Origin of the sequence: Methylomonas sp. HYX-M1 (assembly GCF_040741385.1) — a bacterium.
GTDB lineage: Bacteria > Pseudomonadota > Gammaproteobacteria > Methylococcales > Methylomonadaceae > Methylomonas > Methylomonas rhizoryzae.
Genome location: NZ_CP160405.1, coordinates 1,383,627 through 1,399,737, shown reverse-complemented (window position 1 = coordinate 1,399,737; position 16,111 = coordinate 1,383,627). Strand labels below are relative to the sequence as shown.

The window sequence follows — 16,111 nt, the reverse complement described above, 5'->3', positions numbered from 1 at the left end:
GTTCGAGACCGCCCTAATCTAGTCTTGACTCAAGCAAGCACCGTTGCCGAGCAGCGCCGCAAATGCCTCGGCCGGTACGGGCTTGCTGAACACATATCCTTGGATCTCGTCGCAACCGTTTTGCCGCAAAAACCGGCAATGTTGTTCGGTTTCCACGCCCTCGGCGATAACCTTGTATTCCAGATTATGCGCCAACGCGATGACGGCCAAAACAATGGTGGCGTCTTCCGGATCGGTCAGCATGTCACGCACGAAAGACTGGTCTATTTTCAGGGTGTGGGCCCGCAGCCGTTTCAGATAACCGAGACTGGAGTAACCGGTACCGAAATCGTCTATGGACAATTTCACCCCGGCCGCCCGCAGCCGGCTGAAACTCTCTATCACTTTATTAACGTCTTGGGCAACCAGGCTTTCGGTCAGCTCCAATTCCAGCTGAGCCGGCGGCAAGCCGGTTTCCGCCAGTGTCCGCAACACCCAAGCAACGACATCTTGCTGCAGAAATTGCCGAGTGGACACGTTCACCGCTACGCACACCGGCGGCAAGCCGGCTTCGGTCCAGGTCTTGACTTGCGAGCACGCCTGCCTGAGCACCCAATCGCCGATAGGCACGATCAAACCGGAGTCTTCGGCTATCGGAATGAAATCGGACGGCGAAACCATGCCTAGCTCGGGATGCCGCCAACGCAGCAAAGCCTCGCAGCCGGTAATCCGCCCTGATTGCAAACACACCTTGGGCTGGTAGAACAACTGCAGTTGGCCGGCCGCTTGCGCGCCACGCAACCGGGTTTCCAAATCCACCCTGCGCAAGGTTTCCTCGCTCATTTCCCGGGTAAAGATTTTGCAGGTGTTTCGGCCTAATTCCTTGGCGCGATACATGGCCACATCGGCGTTGTCAATCAATTGCTCGGCGGTTTCGCCATCTTCGGGAAAGACGCTGACGCCTATGCTGGCCGACAGATGGATCTGCCGACTTTGCAAATCGAGCGGGCAATCCAGGCTGCGCACGATCTTTTGCGCAACCCGGTAAGCGTCGCCGGCACTGCCTATATTCGCCAACAAAACCAGAAATTCGTCGCCACCCTGGCGGGAAACCGTATCGCCCTCCCGCACCAGCGAACTCAGCCTTGCGGCTACGGCCTGCAACACCGCATCGCCGAAAGGATGACCGTAACCGTCGTTAACCACTTTGAATCTATCCAAGTCGATGTACAACAAGGCCAACTGCTGTCCGGATCGGCGCGCCTGGGCGACGGATTGAGCCATGCGGTCTTGCAGCAATTCCCGGTTCGGCAGTCCGGTCAGACCATCGTGGGTCGCCAGATAATGAATGCGTTGTTCCGCACGCTTACGCTCGGTAATATCCTGGATGGCGCCTATCATGCGGATACCGCGCCCGCCAGCGTCACGCAATACGTGGCCTCTATCGTACACATCCGCCCAACTGCCGTCTTTACGCTGAAAGCGGTATTCCTCCAGCCAATTTTCCTCGTCCGCGGCGAGTACCGCGTAGATATGTTCGACTACCCGCGCGCGGTCTTCCGGGTGAATACGAGTCGTCCAGAATTCGATGTCGCATCCAATCTCTTCGGCGCTATAGCCGAACAGCAGTTGAAAATTCTCGTTCCACCATATCCGGTTTGCGAGCAGATCCCAATCCCAGATGACGTCGCCGGTGGCACGGGCCGCCGCGTGAAAGCGGTTTAAGCTTTCTTGTAAGGCTGCGTTGGCGCGCTTGCGCTCCGACACATCGTTCAAAAACAACGTGCAAATTTCCCGGCCGTCTTGCTTGAAGGCCAACAAGCGCAGCTCGGCGTCGAACGCTCCCGATACGCCGACAAAACGAAACGCCGCACTGCCGTCGCTCGCCAAAATGGCCGGCCAATCGGCCGTCCCCTCGGGGGCCATGACGATTTCGGTAACCGAACGGCCTAACACGCCGTTGCGCGCCCGGCCGAACAAACGCTCCGCGGCGGCGTTCCATTCGACGATGGCTAACTCCGAATCGACACTGATAATCGCGGTATTGGTCGAGTCGAAGACGGCGCCTTTCAGTGCCAGGGAGGTTGCGGCCTGTTCTTGCGCTTCAAGCAATTGGCTGACCGCCAGCGCCATCCGGTCCAAGGCTTCGCCGAGAAGCTGGGTTTCCCGAAAATCGTTGGCGGATAAGGTAGCCGCCGCGACGGGCGCCTGCAACTCTCGTCTGCCTATCCCCGCAACGCGCAGTTCCAGTTCCGCAAGCGGCTTGCCGAAGCGGCGGGTGATGCGAATCGACACCATCACCAAACCGACTACCATGACCACGCCTATCGCCGCCACCTGATACAGCTGTCGGCGCATCGCACTTTCGATAAACGGGATTTGCCGCGATGCCACCACCAGCCAAGAAGAGCCGCCCTTGAGCGCCAGCCGCCTGGCTGCAACCCAACGCGTTTCCGCCTCTATCTGCATTCTGTCCACAAACACCTCGCCGGAAAACGCCAACAGCGGCGCCAGCTCCGGCGGCACGGGCAGTGGTGTGCGCCCGACGTGTTTCCCGCCTATCAAACGCGGCGTCTCCCCCAATTCCACGATTTGAAAATGCGACCGGTATTCCGCCGATAAAGGCGATAAAAACCGGTTGAGTGCCGGCAAGTCCAAATCCGCATCCAAGACGCAAATCAACTTGCCGGCAGGATCGCGCAGCGCTTTTGCATAGGTGATGCCCCACAGGGGCTCCAAGCTGCCGGCATGGATAATCCACCGATACGCCGGCAGCCAGGTTTCTCCACTAGGACTATTCAATGCCGCTTGGTAAAACGGTTGATTGCGCGGATCGTAATCATGCGTGGCCAGCTGCTCGCTCAGCTCGAAGCCGCGCGCGGCCAAGCGATAAACTTGAGTGAGCCGGCCGCTGTCACGGCTCGGAAACCACCAAAGCAGCAAGTCGCCGCTTTCGATACGCTGCAATGTGCCGTATTCTCCGTTAGCGGGCAAAACCGCCCCCAGGTAGCTCAGTTCCGGACGTTGTTCGAACGCGGCCAGCGAATGCTCCAGCATGGCACGCATGGATGAAGCCCTCAGCTCCGGATAACGAGCGGCACGTTCGGCCGATTCCGCGGTCATTTCCGCGGCGCGCACCAAAATTCGCAATCGCTCGGTCGCTCGATCCAGGGTTTCTTCCAGCTCCCGCCGGCTCGCCTGCTCGGTTCCGGCCGCCCCCTGAAACATCATGGCGAGCAACAGCCCCAAACCTAACACCGCTACTACCGCCACCACATTGACGACCAAGGTTTGGGTGAACGAAGGGGCTTGGGGTAAGGCTTTTTTTTGAGGACTGGTTAGCACGGTGGTTCGTTTTGCAAGCATGGAACGCATCGGCTCGATTCGACGGCTAAGGGCGGACCCGTCAAACAGCGCAAAACAGCCGGCGCTTAGCCCAACGCCGGCACGCCTGCAATTGAACGCATTGCAATCGGCCGGGCGTTAGGCGACAACGCTTCATCCAACGGCTCAGACGGCAAATCAATTCAGCAGACAAACGTCCGCCTGCCGACTATTCAACGACAATGGTTGCGTCGCGCCGGGGCGGCGAACGCCGATGAACCTCTCCCGCCAATAAGGCTGATGCAGGTTGGAAAGCATGACCCGGCCGGTACGTTCGCTGGGCGCATGCACGAAGTTGTCGCCGCCGACATAAATACCGACGTGGGAAAACGGTTTACCGGTATTGAAAAACAGCAAGTCTCCGGGCAAACGCTGATCGGGGGGGACGGCAGGCAGAAAGTAGGCCAAGGATTCGGTGGTGCGCGGCAGTTTCAAACCCTGCCGCCGATAAACGTAAGCGACCAAACCGCTGCAATCGAAACCTACCTCCGGCGATTGACCGCCGTAAACGTAGGGACGGCCTTGCAACTGCAAAGCATCGCGGGCGGCCTGAGTATTGCCCGGACCGCTAGGCTGATAATCGGAAACAGGCGGCTTTTTGTCGGTACCGGAACAACCGGACAACAGCAGCAAAACCAGCGAGGCTAATCCGAACCAACGGCAGAATGACGACTGCATGAACCCTGAACGATGAAAGCAAACGCTTCAAGTATAACGCGATTTACCTTATTGACGCTTACGCTGCTTCTGATTGATCAGCATCACTTCCGCCTTGGCGCCTAAGAACACGTAGACGCCCAAGCTCAATAGCAACAAAGCCGCTGCCAATACCACCCAGACCGCCTCGACGATATATTGACCGGCACTACCTTGTAGCGCCGCTTTGAAAATCATCAACAGGGCTTCGATCGACAAGGCGATGATGATGGCCCCGATAAAACGGGTAATGGTCCGCCGCGTGGAGCTGTGTTTCATGATGTCTTTGTACAGCAAGACTTCTTCTTCGAAGGTGGTTTTGCCCAAATCGAAGATGGCCAAGGCCAAGGTCAAGTAAATCACCACGCTGAACGGAATCAGCTTGGCTTCTTGTTTGAGAGCCGCGGTTTGCAACACCTCAATACATTCTTGTCCCGCCGCAAACAACAAGATCAGCGACACGGTGAACAAACCCAGGACTATCAAGGTATAGATCAGCTTAAAACCCGGCTCGAAGTGGCGCCTTTTACGCTCGCCGGTCAGAAAACTCAGCATCGCAGGCAGATCGATGTCCAAGACGACATAGCCGCGCACGGCACCGTCTTTGTTGCAAACCGGACCACAAACCGACACACACAGTTCGTTCTTGATGCTGGACAAATAAGGCTCGGTGATTACGGCCGTCCGGCTTTTTTGCACGGCGGCAAAATAAGGCCGCTGACTGCGGTCCGCCCCCATGCCCAAGCCGGCGTGCTGCGGGTAGTTGTGTCCGGCAATGTTGCCGTTGATTTGCACCCCGTCCGGGTCCAGCAAATACAACAAGCTCACGCACGGATAGTATTCGCACAGGGAATTCAGCGTTTCTCGCAGTTGCTCCGGCGTTTGTTCGAATAATCGTTCATCGGCGAAACACGTCAAGATCGACAACAATAACCGTTGAATGGCCAGGCGATGTTCCTCGTACAACTCGATAACGACGATGGGGCTCATTTGCAGCATCAGGGATTTCCAATTTCCGATAGAAGAGTTGAAATTCAAGCAGTAATTATGCCGCAACGCCGGCAAACCTACGATTTTCCGATAAGCCCGGAGTTTTTGCACCGGAGTGGCGCAAGAGACCAACGCATTCCCGGTAAAATGGCGCAATCACGACCCGCTTGCGAGAAACACAATGATTCAGTGGTATCCCGGTCACATGCACAAGGCCAGCAAGGAAATCAAACAAACCCTACCGGACATCGATTTGCTGATCGAAGTATTGGACGCCCGCATCCCCTACAGCAGTCAAAACCCGATGCTGGACCAACTGCGCGGCGACAAGCCGACCATACGCGTATTGAACAAAGCCGACTTGGCCGATGCCGCCGTCACCCGGCAATGGCAAGCCTTCATGGAAAAGGAAATGGCGGTCAAGACCCTGGCCCTATCCGGCCAGCAGGCCGATAAAGTCAAACAGATTCTGGACTTGTGCAGCAAAATGCTGCCGGAAAAAACCGCCGCCGGCAAAGTGGTGCGCAGCATGATCATGGGCATTCCCAACGTCGGCAAATCCACCATCATCAATAGCCTGGCCGGACGCGCAATCGCCAAAACCGGCAACGAACCGGCCGTTACCAAGCAACAACAACGCATCCAGCTGAAGAACAACATCGTGTTGTCGGACACGCCGGGCGTGCTGTGGCCCAACCTGGAAAACCGTTACAGCGGTTACCGCTTGGCGGTGACCGGCGCCATTAAAGATACGGCGTTTCAGCATGAAGACATCGCCATATTCGGGCTGGACTATCTGTTGCGCGCCTACCCGGATCTGCTGATAGCCCGATACCGGCTGGATGCGTTACCGGCAGACGCGATGCAGGCGCTGGCGCTCATCGGCAAAAAGCGCGGCTGCCTGCGCGCCGGCGGCGTGGTGGAGCTGGACAAGGCGGCGAAACTGTTTCTGACCGAACTGAGAGCCGGCACGCTCGGCCAAATCAGCCTGGAAACGCCGGACATGCTGGCAAGCGAATTACAGGAATTGGCGGCCATGCGCGCCGCAAAAGCCGCAAAGAAAGCGGCCGGGACCCACGGCGGTAAAGCGCAGTGACGAGGCCGACACTGCTAAGGCATCTCGTTAGTGCGCTTGCCGACTTGGTACAAACTCCAGCCCAACACCAAGACCATCAGCACAATCACCAGGCCTAGAAACCCATTGCTATTCAACAAGCCAACCATATCCAAACCGGTATCGGCCGCTCTGATTTCGGTTTCCGCCCCCAAACCGGCCGGCTCGGCCCGGTAACCTTGGCGCTGCAGCTGCACTATCGGCTCTATGTCGTAACGCGGCGCGGCCTCTAATTTGGCGCCGTACAGCAAACGATAGCGTTTGTCCGGCTGATAGATGAACACCAGCTGATAGCCCGGCCCGGTCCCGGTTACCCCGGCTATCTGCAAAGGCGGGTTATCCCGGTCTTCGATGACGATGCGATAAACGCTGCGGCGCTGTTCGGCAAAAGCCAAATGCGTATTGACTTGCTCGATGTCCTGAAAACGGATGGCTTCCAAGCGGCCGCTGGCGATTTCCCGGAACCCGGCGTCCACCCCTTGCGGCACGTTTACCAGCACTCGGGCGCTACGGCTGAAATTCGGCGTCGAGATCGCCGGCTCCAAGCCGGCCAAAGGTTGCCGACCGCTGACCACGTCCACCAAGGTCAATTTGTTGTCGGCGTCGTGCCGGATAGTGATCGCGTCGCTCTGATAGTCGAAAGTTTGCAATTGATCCGGCACGCTTACCGTTTGCTCGCGCCACAATTCCACCCCGTCGATATGCAAAGCGTGTTCGATCAGGCTGACTTTTTCGTCGCGTTGCAATTCTTGGTCCCCGCGCAAGGTGCGGGTTAATTCGCTCAGCGCGGCCGTCCGGGCTTGGCTGGCCCTATCCACCCCTATGCGCAGAAACTTATAGCGGTTGGCCGGCAATGCAACGTCGCGCTTGGCGACAGCCATGTAGCGCGCGTAATCGAAAATCCTGGCATCGGCCAGCAAAGGCTGCCATTGCCGGCCGTCGTCCGAGCCTTCCACCCGTATGGCGTATTCGAAATCGTGCTGCGCGGTTTTCAGGGTCAAACCGTCGGCGAAAAGGTTTTCGGTTTTTAATTCCACCGTCACGGCAATGCCGCCGGCGGCATCGGTTTGTAAACTCGGCGGCCCGCTTTCCAGCGCATAGCGTTGGGTTTGGGTTTTATGGCTGGCGATTTTTTGCAAGGCAAACGGCGTCTCTGCATTTTGCTCATCGAGCAACACCAAGTCGCGAAAGTCGTCGGCACTGGCTTTATACACCGCCGGGTCCAGGGGCACAGCCATCAGGGCTTGCTTTTGGCCCGGCGGGACGACGACCTCGCGGCTAAAGCGCTGCCCGCCGGCGTCGGCAAGCTGCATCCATCCCATCAATACCCACCATAGCCACTGAAATTTCATTGCTGACGCCCTTCGTCCCGATGCCCGGTAAAACTTTGCTGATAGCGCATATAGAAAAAGGCGCCGCCCAAAGCCAGCAAACCCAACAGAATAAACGCGACGATTCTATACAGTTGTTCGAGTCTGGCCAGATCGATAAAAAATACTTTCCAGGCCACCAAGGCGAACAAGGCCAGCCCGGTCCAACGCAACGCGGCCACCCTGAGCTTGATGCCGCTAAACACCGAGGCCAGTGCGAAGGCGGACCATAGTATCGATACCCCGCCGGAACGCAGTCCCGGCACGAAGTGATACAACAGGGAATTGACTTCCAAACTGCTGCTGACGAACAGCAACAGCAACGCGCTCCAGGCCAACCACTTGCGTAGTTCGCCTTGTTCCGCGGCGCCCTGCAAACGTTTGCAGGCCAAACCCAGAAAAGCGATAACGGCGGTAAAATCCAGCAAACGCATCAAGAACAGTTGAAACGAATACGCCCCGGCGTAGCGTAAGGTCCAAACCCCGTCGCCGACCGCGATCGGCGCCAAGGTCAACTGCCAGGAAGGCAAATCGACAAACAGCAATTTCAACGCCAATCCGCCCAGCAACCAAGCCAGTACCGTCAACAAACCGGCAAAAGCGCTACGCTGGTAAAACAGCAACAACAGCCAAGCCGCTGCTAACCAAACCAAGGTCAGCATCGGCAATTGCAGCGGCGGATATAAATACCCGAAGCTGCGGTGTAATTCCAATTGCAACGCCACAAACACAATGCCGCACCCCAGCACGACAATCGCCCGCATCAAGCCGTTCCGCTGCAGATACATCGCCACGTCGGTATTCGGCGGACAGGCCATGTCGCCGGCTTGTGCCGGCCGTTCGGTCAGACGATAGGCGACAGCCAACGCGGCAATCGGAATGCCCAAACTAATCGCCCGTTGCAGCAAGCCCCAAACGAAGCCAGCCAGCGATTGTTGGCGATCGAAAGCCTGGGCGTATTGCGCCGGCAAATCGAGGAAACAATAGCGAAGCACGACCAGCGCATACACGGCATAAGCCAGCTGTTGTAAAAAGGCGCTACGCAGTTTTCCAGACAACCACAGCATCAGCGCCGCTTGCAGCGCCCAACAGGCGGTCAGCCATTGTGCGGACAATAGCAAAGGCAAGGTTACGGTCAGAAAGAAGGCCGCCAAGCCGATAAAACTGAGTAACAGGGCTTTGTCTGCGATACGCCGCACCAAACAATAGTAAGCGTGGGCCAGGTAAAATCCGGCCAGCGTTGCGCTTAGCAACGCCAACCAAATCTGCGGAAAATCCCGGCTAATCAAGCCCGCCGCCGTCGCGAAAAATATCGCGGCATTTGACAGCAACGCCAATAGATCCAACAGGCTGGACGGGCTGCGGTTGACCAGGCAGAACAAAATCACCATGGTCGAATACAGCGTGAAAAATCCGAGCAGGAACGGAAAAACCTGCCAAAAATAGCCGGATTGATAAGCCTGCAAGCTGCCGAAAAACAGCAAATAGTGGCAAACGAAACTGAGGAAATTCAGCAAATGCCAATGCTTGTAAGCATTGATGGCCAAAATGCCGCAGCCTAACAACAGCATATAGCTATAGAGGCCGATGAAATTGACTTGGCCGGTAGACAGCAAAATAGGGGTAGCGTAGCCGCCGAGGATGGCGAATACGGCGACCAACATCGCATCCAACCGCACCGCCAAGGTCGCGGCGCAGCCGGTTACCGCTATCATCAGCGCGAATGTCGGATAGACGGGCAACAAGTGATAAAACGCGTAAGCGGCAAACACCGCAAAATACAATACGGCAATCCCGCCGCCCAATAGGCCCAAGGCGAACAAATGGTATTGGCCGCCCAGAACTCTAACCCCGGCCACTATCATGCCCACGCCGGTCAACACCGACAAGGCGACTCGAGCTTGTTCGCCCAGCAAGCCGTTATCGATTGAATACTTCAAGAAAAAACCGATACCGGTTACCAGAATCAACACGCCTATCCGCAGTAACCAATTGCTGGCGATGGCATATTCCATGGACACGCCTGCCGGCCTGTGGCCTTCGCCGACCACGATCCAGTTCCAAACTTCCTGCAGAATCCGTTTGGCGGCCAATTCGAAATCGCTGGGCGGAGCGGGCTCGCCGACCGAGTCCCAGGCGTCCACGCTTGCTTGTTTTTCCGGTTCGGCTTCGGTTTGCCGTTCAGGCTCGGGCAGCGCGTCAACCGTAACCGTGGCAACTTCCGAGGCCGCTAGCGTCTCGATATCGGACGCCGTCGCGGTTGAGCGAGCAGTTTTGTCGCTCGTCGCTTGACCAATGCCAAGCGGCGGGTCGGCCTGGTTCAGCGCCGCTACAGCGTGTTGTAGATTTTGCAAGGCACGGCTGAGGTCTTGTTGATAACGGGCCTGCCGCGATAACAGTACGAACAGCAGAGCGATGACGATTAAAGGGCCTACAACCAAGCAAAACACCCCGAAACCGATCAAGTCGTCCACAGCCATCCTCATACTAAATAAAATTATGCATACCCGCCATGCAAGCCAGCGCGTGCATTGCACGGAAAAACCGCAGTTCGGCCAACCGCGAAGCCCCGCTGGACCGAATTCGGTTCAAACCGGTTAAGAGCCTGTTTCTCCGGAGTAAAGCCCGTCCGTAGCGCGAGTGCGCATCGGCACAACGCATGACCGTCGTGAACAGCCCGCCGGCAGACGCCGATGAAAGCGGCATCTGCCACGAATCAAGTCTTTACGGACGCCCCCCCTCCCGATAGCAGCCTAGGGCCGGGAAGGATATAGGCCTTGCACAGCAATACAGTATCTCAACGCCAGGTAAGGCGACTGGGTTGCAACCGGCTGGCTGCTGCCCGCCGCACCGACGGTGGTGTTTGCGTTCGCAGTCGTTGTCACCGCACCCGCCGCCATTTTATCGGTGGGCGCGGCGTCGGAATATTGATTATCGCGGCTGGATGAAGACGCGATCACTTTGCCGACCGGGGTAGAAGCATTCCCGGCCGCGCTGACGACATTGACCGACGAGATCGCGTCCACGGTGGTCGTCGCAGTATGCTGGTGCGTCGGCATTTGCGCCTGCGTCAAGGTAACCGACTGCACCCCGCCCGCTTGCCCGATGACTAACGGCGCAAGCCCGTTACCGGTACCGAATCCTACCGGCGCGCGTCCGCGCAAATCAGGTACCCCGAAATTCGTTCTGCCGTCGCCACCGAATGTGGTGCCTACCAAAGAAAACAGCGCGCTATTGGCGTTGATAGGCAACAATTGCCCGTTTGCCTCCGTATAGCCGGTGGGGCAGTATTGATAAGGGAAGAGACAAATCTCTCCGATGAAAGGCTCCGATCCGCAAGCAAAGGCCTGAGCCGGAAGCGCTGCTGCGAGTGCGAATAGTAAACGGGCAGAACGTTTATTCATTTTTGTTTTCCTCGTCTGGCAAAAATTGGAATACACCGTATCGCAGGATGACCGAAGTTTTTCCGGCCTTGATTTGCAGTGATACGATTCGGCGGCGTGAGTAAGGACGAGCAGGCTGGGCCGGCACCGTCATTACTGTGATCAGCATAGAAGATTTTGAAGGAAATGCTCGCAGGTCAGCCGCTGAACCCACACCGGCCGAATAAACCTATCGGGTACAACGTTCCTAGCCCTGCATGTGTGTCAACCGGACAAGTGAGGCGGCCATCATGGACAGAGATAGTACACCCCCCATTTACTGAAAAATCTCACCGAACGCTTTCAGTCGCTGACGGAACGGAAACTAGCCAAATTGCGGATCGTCGAATCTCTGACTGCGCTGCCCAACAGGCCGTCAGTAATCGGCGGAACGGCCAATGCCTCTTTGCGGTGCGCATTGTTCCCCGGCACCCAAGGCAAGGAACGCATTGTCTGCAAAAAACCACACTGCCAGCTGCGGTCGACGGCATCGAAGCGCGCTACCTCGGCATACAACACAATCCATCGGACCTGGATGCCGTATGCAGATCGAGCACGTGTCCCGGCAACGGTGACCGGTACGTCTTTTTTTTCACCCGAGTAAATATGATTGACCCGATTGTTTTACCGGACAAAACCAGATGCTAGGGATTGATTAGCTTTAAACCAGCTGCTGGCCGAGTACCAAGGTCTCGATAATCGGACAATCCGGTTTATTGTCGCCGCTACACGTTTGCGCCAGCCGGGCCAGAATGTCGCGCATTTCAGTCAATTCGGCGATGCGTTGGTTTAAATCGTCGACATGGGATTGGGCCAGCGCTTTGACGTCGGCGCTGGCCCGTGCCGGGTCTTGCCACAGCGAGACCAGATCGCGGATTTGCTCCAGCGAAAATCCCAGGCCCCGCGCTCGTTTGATCATCCGCAACACCTGCAAATCGGTGTCGTTGTAGGTCCGGTAGCCCGATACCGTGCGCACGCTTTTTTTGATCAATCCGATACTTTCGTAGTGACGAATCATTTTGGCGGATACGCCGGTCATTTTCGCGGCTTGGCTGATATTCATCGATCGTTCTCCAACACAGATGGACACCGTGTTGCGGGCGGCAAGTACGCTGCCCGCACACAGGTTGGGTTAATGCCTGACGGATGGCAATAAGCCGGCAGGTTTCCAAGTCCTCAGCAACAAGGCGTTGCCAATCACGCTCAGCGAACTGAAGGCCATCGCCGCTCCGGCCAGTTGCGGATTGAGCAAACCCAATGCCGCCAATGGAATGGCCGCGAGGTTGTAACTGAACGCCCAAAACAAATTTTGCCGGATTTTGCGATAGGTTCGCCGGGCAATATCGAGCGCAGCGCCTACCAGTATCGGGTCGCCGTGCATCAGCGTGATGCCGGCAGATTGCATGGCGATATCGGTGCCGGTCGCCATGGCAATGCCGACGTCGGCGGCCGCCAGTGCCGGCGCGTCGTTGATGCCGTCGCCGACCATTGCCACATGCTGGTTTTGCTGTTTCAGCGATTCCACTTGATAGGCCTTATCCGCCGGCAATACCTCGGCGATAATGTCGCTGATGCCTAACGCCTGGCCGACTGCGTTGACGCTGCCGCGATTGTCCCCGCTCAACAATACGGTTTGGATATTCAATGCCTGTAATTGCTTGATGGCGGGATAAGCAGACGATTTGAGTCGGTCGCCAAAGGCCAGCATGCCGAGCAAGCGTTTTTGCGGCGCGGCCATTGCCAGCCAGGACACCGTATTGCCGGCAAGCTCCAAGGCCTGGGCACGTTCCGCCAGCTCACCTAGATCAATGCCCAATTCAGACATCAAGCGGCTATTGCCCAAACGCAAATCGAAATTATCCACTCGCCCGGATAGCCCGCGTCCAGGCAAGGCCGTGACCGCATCTGCCGGCATAGTTTCGATCTGTAACTCATGTGCGGCTTCAAGCACTGGCTTTGCCAAAGGGTGCTCGCTGCCGGTTTGTAGCGCAGCGGCCAGTTGCAACAAGCGTTTGCGGTCGATGCCGAAGGGCGCGGCTTCGACCAGATAAGCTTTCCCTTGGGTCAAGGTTCCGGTTTTGTCGAAGATGACCGTGGTAATGCGATGGGCAACTTCCAGCACTTCCGGGTTTTTGATCAGGATGCCGTGGCGGGCGGCCATGCCGGTGCCGGCCATCAGCGCAGCGGGCGTTGCCAAGCCCAACGCACACGGACAGGCAATCACCAAAACCGACACGGCATTGATAATCGCGGTTTCCATGGCGGCACCCTGCAACCACCAACCCAGCCAGGTCATCAAGGCAATAGCTAGTACCGCCGGCACGAACCATGCACTGACCTTATCCACCAAATGTTGAATCGGCGCCTTGGCCAATTGTGCGTCCTCGATCAAGCGAATCATTTTTGCCAAGGAAGTCTCCGCGCCGACCGCATCGGTATGCACCAGCAACAAGCCTTCGCCATTGATGGCACCGCCGGTCACCTTATCGCCGGGCTGTTTGGCGATAGGCATGCTTTCGCCGGTAACCATCGATTCGTCGATATGGCTGCGGCCATCGGCGATGGTGCCGTCGACCGCGATACGTTCGCCGGGGCGGACCACGACCAGATCCCCGACCTTGACGCTGTCAATTGCAATGTCCAACTCTCGATGGTTGCGTTTGACCCGCGCGACTTGCGGCTGTAAGGCTTGCAGCGCCGTAATCGCTGAAACCGTTTGCCGTTTCGCCCAAGCCTCCAACCATTTGCCGGTCAACACCAAGCTGATCACCACCGCCGATGCCTCAAAATACAGATGCGGCGCCATGCCGCCAGTCGAGCCCATCAATTGGTAAACGCTCAAGCCGTACGCCGCGCTGGTACCCAGGGCCACCAGCAAATCCATATTGCCGGCACCGGCTTTCAGCGCTTTCCAGCCTGCCCGGTAAAAACGCGCTCCCAATCCAAACTGGACCGGCGTTGCCAAACTCAATTGCAACCAGGCCGGTAGTGCAATATGGATACCGAAAGGCTCCAGTAGCATCGGCGCCAGTAGTGGCAGCGACAATAGCGCCGCCATCACCACCGTCAGTCCGTCTCGCGACCTTGGTTTGTTTGCCGGCCGATCCTGCTTGAGATAAGCACGGTAACCTGTGGCCGCAACCGCGCTTATCAGTGCGTCGGAAGCTACCGAGCCGTCGCTGCGGACAACGGCACTTTCGGTGGCTAAATTTACCCTGGCTTGCTCTACGCCGGGAATATTGTTCAGCGCTTTCTCGACACGCCCGGCGCAGGACGCGCAGGTCATGCCCTCTATCGACAAGTAAACCGAATGGTCCGCCAACTGGTTGGAATTTAAAGTTTTCATGATCAAGTCTCCTGATGTAATTGACTGTGATCAAAGTGTTCGGCTTACCACGATGGGAAGGTCAACAGTTTTTTTCGCTTTTTCGGGTTACAGGCACTTATTGAAAAAATCGATACTGGAGACGAGGCAAGTCTTCAAATAAGTGGTTTCTCAACAACGGCATAAAGCACATTGGCTGAAATTTCGGTAACCGATTGACTGGCCAAGTGATGGAGATTGCTTTGTTTCACCCTCCGGAGCTGTTCCTCATTGAGCTGATCCAAGGTGCCCCGATAGCCGCTACCCATCGCCAAGGTCCACCAATCCTCGGGGCCGGACAGACTATGAGTCGCGTCTTCAGCGAAAATGTGCATGTCGGTTAAACCGGCTTCGGCCAACATCGCCAAAAGCCCTTCCGGCGTGGAAATGCGATCCCACGGGTTGAAGTCTTTGTGCAGATCGGGGCGTTCATCGCATATGGCTTGCCAAAGCGAGGTGTTGGCAGGCTCGAATAAATCGGACCCCCAGGTGGTAACCGCTAACCGCCCGCCCGGCCGGACTTGCCGCCATAACTCCCTGACCGCTGCAGCCATATCAGGCACGAAAAATATCCCAAACACGCAAACGACAGCATCGAAATAACCATCCGGATAACCCAAAACGAGCATGTCATCGACCCGAAATTCCAGGTTTTCAAGACCGTCCGATTTGGCTTTTTCAGCCGCCCTGGCCAATAATTTTTCTGCCAGATCGACGGCAACCACTCGGCCATCCGAGCCAACCTGACGAGCAGCCGGTAAGGCTGAAGCGCCGGTTCCGGAACAAACATCCAAGACCTTGTCTCCTTTACTTAGCCCTAGTCGGTTAACGGTGCTGGTGCCAAAACGATTCCAAAACGTGTTGGCGGGGTGATCGAATAAATCCGCGGCGGTGTTATAGGCATGTGCGGTTTTTTTATTGGCTATCGAATGGGATTCCATTTCAACCTCCTGAAAAATCGTTCTAATTTTAATCATGGATAGTCACCTTACATAAGAGACCATCTGCCTGCATCAATCTAAAGGTTTACATAATTGGAAGGTCAAGCAGAATTAAGAGTTCGTAATGACCGTCAGACTATCGATCGGATGCAGTGAAAGGTTTCTTACGCTATTACCGTGACGAACTGACGCAACGGGCTACGTGGTGGAATTGACCGAATCCATGCGGCGCCTGGAGGTCGCTAATTTATTTAATCACTATACAGGGATTGGTAGTTGCAAGGCTTTCGTTGCTGAAACGAATGTTAGTGAGGCGACGTTTGTCACTAGACTTACATGGAATTGCCTTGATCCTCTTGTGACAACTCGCTGCTGTCGAGTAAGCTTAAATTTGCGGCAACAGGAAAACGCAAATAAGCGGCCGAAATTTATTATTTTGCCGAAAGACAACGCGACTGGTTTTGTGCGCGAGGTTGCCGATCCTCACTTTTTGTCGGCGAGTGTACAGTGGCGATCGACACATGTGGCCTTGCTGTGGAGCGGTTCGGTTGCGCTCGACCTGTCCAACGCCTCGTTCACCCCAGGCATTTCGGATGCTTTTTTCAGCGTATATGCAATCACCCCGTTCAATGAGGAGCTTTGGGCAAGCGCGGCACTCTGTCACGATACGAAAAGCTATATTGCCGACATGGCCTTCTTCCAGCGAAACGTTTAAAGCGCAACGCAAGTTACCGCTATACCGTAAAACTGAGTTGTTGGTGCAGACCGTGGACTCGAATTGACCCGACCTGAAAACCTTGGCTCTGCGAACGAATTAATAGCATTCTTGTGTTATGCACGAGCCATCCCCA

12 protein-coding genes are annotated in these 16,111 nt (G+C 56.4%); 2 read left to right on the top strand and 10 right to left on the bottom strand.

Going from position 1 to position 16,111, the window contains the following annotated elements:
- Window positions 1–18 precede the first annotated feature (18 nt).
- From AB0A83_RS06565 to AB0A83_RS06555, 3 genes are all read right to left on the bottom strand, one after another.
- On the bottom strand, window positions 19–3,324 hold the full coding sequence (locus AB0A83_RS06565) for an EAL domain-containing protein (protein WP_367155759.1): 3,306 nt from the start codon (window positions 3,322–3,324) through the stop codon (window positions 19–21).
- A gap of 177 nt (window positions 3,325–3,501) precedes the next feature.
- Window positions 3,502–4,041: a C40 family peptidase gene (locus AB0A83_RS06560; RefSeq protein ID WP_150047496.1), complete on the bottom strand. Its 540-nt coding sequence runs from the start codon at window positions 4,039–4,041 to the stop codon at window positions 3,502–3,504.
- Between the two features lie 48 nt (window positions 4,042–4,089).
- Window positions 4,090–5,058, bottom strand: coding sequence for a Cache domain protein (locus tag AB0A83_RS06555; RefSeq protein WP_232056800.1), 969 nt, complete (start codon window positions 5,056–5,058; stop codon window positions 4,090–4,092).
- Between the two features lie 172 nt (window positions 5,059–5,230).
- On the opposite strand from AB0A83_RS06555, the gene ylqF reads away from it, so the two are divergent.
- The gene (gene ylqF, locus AB0A83_RS06550; protein ID WP_150047495.1) at window positions 5,231–6,145 is read left to right on the top strand and encodes a ribosome biogenesis GTPase YlqF; all 915 of its coding nucleotides are present in this window, start codon (window positions 5,231–5,233) and stop codon (window positions 6,143–6,145) included.
- Window positions 6,146–6,159: 14 nt separating this feature from the next.
- Here the strand turns inward: ylqF and AB0A83_RS06545 are convergent, their stop codons facing one another.
- The 7 genes from AB0A83_RS06545 to AB0A83_RS06515 all read right to left on the bottom strand — a co-directional run bounded on the left by AB0A83_RS06545 (window position 6,160) and on the right by AB0A83_RS06515 (window position 15,260).
- Complete coding sequence (locus AB0A83_RS06545; protein ID WP_150047494.1) at window positions 6,160–7,515, bottom strand: DUF3999 family protein; 1,356 nt, start codon at window positions 7,513–7,515, stop codon at window positions 6,160–6,162.
- Window positions 7,512–10,007: a DUF2339 domain-containing protein gene (locus tag AB0A83_RS06540; RefSeq protein WP_367155757.1), complete on the bottom strand. Its 2,496-nt coding sequence runs from the start codon at window positions 10,005–10,007 to the stop codon at window positions 7,512–7,514. The genes AB0A83_RS06545 and AB0A83_RS06540 overlap by 4 nt, the downstream gene beginning before the upstream one ends.
- Window positions 10,008–10,286: 279 nt before the next feature.
- Complete coding sequence (locus AB0A83_RS06535) at window positions 10,287–10,937, bottom strand: phage tail protein (protein WP_367155755.1); 651 nt, start codon at window positions 10,935–10,937, stop codon at window positions 10,287–10,289.
- Between the two features lie 321 nt (window positions 10,938–11,258).
- Entirely contained in the window at window positions 11,259–11,474 is a 216-nt protein-coding gene (locus tag AB0A83_RS06530) for a hypothetical protein (protein WP_190303265.1), read from the bottom strand.
- A 142-nt stretch (window positions 11,475–11,616) separates the two neighbouring features.
- Window positions 11,617–12,018: a Cu(I)-responsive transcriptional regulator gene (gene cueR, locus AB0A83_RS06525; protein ID WP_150047491.1), complete on the bottom strand. Its 402-nt coding sequence runs from the start codon at window positions 12,016–12,018 to the stop codon at window positions 11,617–11,619.
- Between the two features lie 69 nt (window positions 12,019–12,087).
- Window positions 12,088–14,301 carry a heavy metal translocating P-type ATPase gene (locus AB0A83_RS06520; RefSeq protein ID WP_367155753.1) on the bottom strand — a complete coding sequence of 738 codons (2,214 nt, stop codon included), beginning with the start codon at window positions 14,299–14,301 and terminating at the stop codon, window positions 12,088–12,090.
- Between the two features lie 134 nt (window positions 14,302–14,435).
- Window positions 14,436–15,260: a class I SAM-dependent methyltransferase gene (locus AB0A83_RS06515; RefSeq protein WP_367155752.1), complete on the bottom strand. Its 825-nt coding sequence runs from the start codon at window positions 15,258–15,260 to the stop codon at window positions 14,436–14,438.
- Window positions 15,261–15,465: 205 nt separating this feature from the next.
- Between AB0A83_RS06515 and AB0A83_RS06510 the strand changes: the two genes are divergently transcribed.
- Entirely contained in the window at window positions 15,466–15,975 is a 510-nt protein-coding gene (locus AB0A83_RS06510; protein WP_367155751.1) for a hypothetical protein, read from the top strand.
- The last annotated feature ends 136 nt before the right edge of the window (window positions 15,976–16,111 follow it).

Coding starts and splice junctions, on each gene's coding strand:
- AB0A83_RS06545 (WP_150047494.1), bottom strand. CDS start 7,515: ATGAAATTTCAGTGGCTATGGTGGGTATTGATGGGATGGATGCAGCTT.
- cueR (WP_150047491.1), bottom strand. CDS start 12,018: ATGAATATCAGCCAAGCCGCGAAAATGACCGGCGTATCCGCCAAAATG.
- AB0A83_RS06560 (WP_150047496.1), bottom strand. CDS start 4,041: ATGCAGTCGTCATTCTGCCGTTGGTTCGGATTAGCCTCGCTGGTTTTG.
- ylqF (WP_150047495.1), top strand. CDS start 5,231: ATGATTCAGTGGTATCCCGGTCACATGCACAAGGCCAGCAAGGAAATC.
- AB0A83_RS06515 (WP_367155752.1), bottom strand. CDS start 15,260: ATGGAATCCCATTCGATAGCCAATAAAAAAACCGCACATGCCTATAAC.
- AB0A83_RS06555 (WP_232056800.1), bottom strand. CDS start 5,058: ATGCTGCAAATGAGCCCCATCGTCGTTATCGAGTTGTACGAGGAACAT.
- AB0A83_RS06520 (WP_367155753.1), bottom strand. CDS start 14,301: ATGAAAACTTTAAATTCCAACCAGTTGGCGGACCATTCGGTTTACTTG.
- AB0A83_RS06535 (WP_367155755.1), bottom strand. CDS start 10,937: ATGAATAAACGTTCTGCCCGTTTACTATTCGCACTCGCAGCAGCGCTT.